Raw genomic sequence first — 2060 nt, 5'->3', positions numbered from 1 at the left:
GGCAGGTGGTGGTGGCCAGGGTGGAGTGGGGACAGGGCGGCCGAGCCGCCACGGAAGGTCCGGACGCGGACGGTACGAAGACGGACGGTACGAAGACGGCGATGGCGGGCGGTCCGGTGGCCCAGGCGCTGCTGGAGGAGATCCTGGTGGACCCCGCGACGGTGGGAGGCACGGCGATGGCGGGTGTGGGAGCCGACTCCGCCGACCGGATCGCGGTGGCCCGGACGGAGGACGAGGCGATCGCGCTGGTGCCGTTGCCGACGACGCCTCCTCGTACGCCCGAGACGCCTCGTACGCCCGAGCCGGTGGACAGACACGAACACGGGCCTGGTGCGGCGCCCGGCCACGCGGCGCGGCAGGCAGCAGGCCAGGCACCGGACCTGGCCGACGGCCCGGGACTGCACGCGGACGCGCTCCTGGCCGCCGTACGAGGCCCTCTGACGGCAGGTCTGGCGGACGACGGACGGCTGACCCTGGGCGTCAGCGCGGCGGTCCACTCGGCGGAAGGGCTCCGCGGCGCCCTGGAGGAAGCCCGCCACGCCCGCCGGGTGGCCGCCGCCCGGCCCGGCCGTGTCTGCGCGGCGGGCCACCATGAACTGGCGTCACACGTATTGCTCCTCCCTTTCGTCCCCGACGACGTCCGCCGCGCCTTCACCGCGCGTCTGCTGGATCCTCTGCGCGACTACGACCGCCGTCACCGCGCGGAGCTGATCCCCACCCTGGAGGCCTTCCTCGACTGCGACGGCTCCTGGACCCGGTGCGCGGCCCGGCTGCATCTGCATGTGAACACGCTGCGATACCGGGTGGGCAGGATCGAACAGCTCACAGGACGCGATCTGTCGCGCCTGGAGGACAAGCTCGACTTCTTCCTGGCACTGCGCATGAGCTGACACTCAGCCGTGTACGTGCGTGCGCCTGGGGAGTGTCTTCAAAGTTCCGTCTGCCCGGCGTTGTGTGGTGCGCACGCTCCCTAGAGTATTCCGGGAGGGACGGGCTCCGCGGTATCGCGCCGTGCCACGAACACGAACTCGCTGCCCGGCCGGTCGGGTGCGTCGCGTACGTCCTCGACGACGAAGCCGTGCTCGTGCAGGTCCTGCTCGATCTCCGTACGTTCGCGGAAGCGGAGTGTCGATTGCGAGGTCAGTACGTCCCCGTCCGCGGCGAACACGTGCGTACCCCGGAAGCTCACCAGCGGCAGGCTCACGTCTGTCAGCTCGGCCCAGGTCTCGACGTGGCCGACGCCCGGGATGTCCGTCATGCGGTACGTGGTCTCGCGCGTCCACTGCGCCCACTCCTCCCACACGCGCCGCGCCGGATCGCGCGTCTCGAAGACAAGCCGCCCGCCGGGCCGCAGCGCCTCGTACGCGCCGCGCAGCGTCGTACGCCATGCCTGCGGACCGGTGATCGCCTGGGCGACGTTCCCGGTCATGGTCACCAGGTCGGTCCGCATGGGCGGCAGGTCCCCCGCGTCGCCGTCGAGCCAGCGCACCCGCTCCGCGCCCGGCTTGCCACGCGCGACGTCGACGGACGCCCGCGCGGGATCGATCCCGGTGACCGTGATCCCGCGCTCGGCGAGCAGCAGCGCGAACACGCCCGTACCGCACCCGATGTCCAGCACGGACCGCGCCCCGAACTCCTCCGCCATCGCGAGATACGCGTCGAGATCGCCGCGGTCCGGATCGAGCGGGTCGTAGACGGCGGCGAGGCGCGGATGCCCGAAAGCTGCGTCAACCATGGAAGCGAACGTATGCGGCCCCGAGCCCGCGCGGCCACTGCTTTTCGGGTTACGGCGCCGTGCGGGCGCGGCCAAGTGCCCAGCGGGGCCGGACAGGTGTCGGCAGTCGGGCCCGCCGGGACGTTCGTCGCCTTCGAGATCGGCACCGTCCAAGGTGGTGCTGATGCCCTGCCTCAGTGCGCGGGCTTGTTGGCCGGGCCGGTTCGGCCCTGTAGTGCGAAGCCCTATGGCGGGAAGCCCTATGGCGCGAGCGCCTATAGCCGGAACGCCTACAGCGGCAGCGCGCAGACCGCCACCGGTGCGGGGAATGGCTCGCCCGCCCGCC

The 2060-nt window shown here is 72.1% G+C and carries 2 protein-coding genes; one reads left to right on the top strand and one right to left on the bottom strand.

Annotation, left to right across the window (positions count from 1 at the left end):
• On the top strand, positions 1 to 890 hold an 890-nt coding region (locus tag GA0115259_RS31390; protein ID WP_176732715.1), incomplete at its 5' end, for a PucR family transcriptional regulator.
• Between the two features lie 80 nt (positions 891 to 970).
• On the opposite strand, the gene GA0115259_RS31385 is transcribed toward GA0115259_RS31390, so the two are convergent.
• Positions 971 to 1735 carry a class I SAM-dependent methyltransferase gene (locus GA0115259_RS31385; RefSeq protein WP_093603270.1) on the bottom strand — a complete coding sequence of 255 codons (765 nt, stop codon included), beginning with the start codon at positions 1733 to 1735 and terminating at the stop codon, positions 971 to 973.
• Between the last annotated feature and the right edge of the window lie 325 nt (positions 1736 to 2060).

The organism is Streptomyces sp. MnatMP-M17 (assembly GCF_900091995.1).
Lineage (GTDB): Bacteria > Actinomycetota > Actinomycetes > Streptomycetales > Streptomycetaceae > Streptomyces.
Note: the sequence above shows the minus strand (reverse complement) of the source record. Positions and strands in the feature narration are given on the sequence as shown.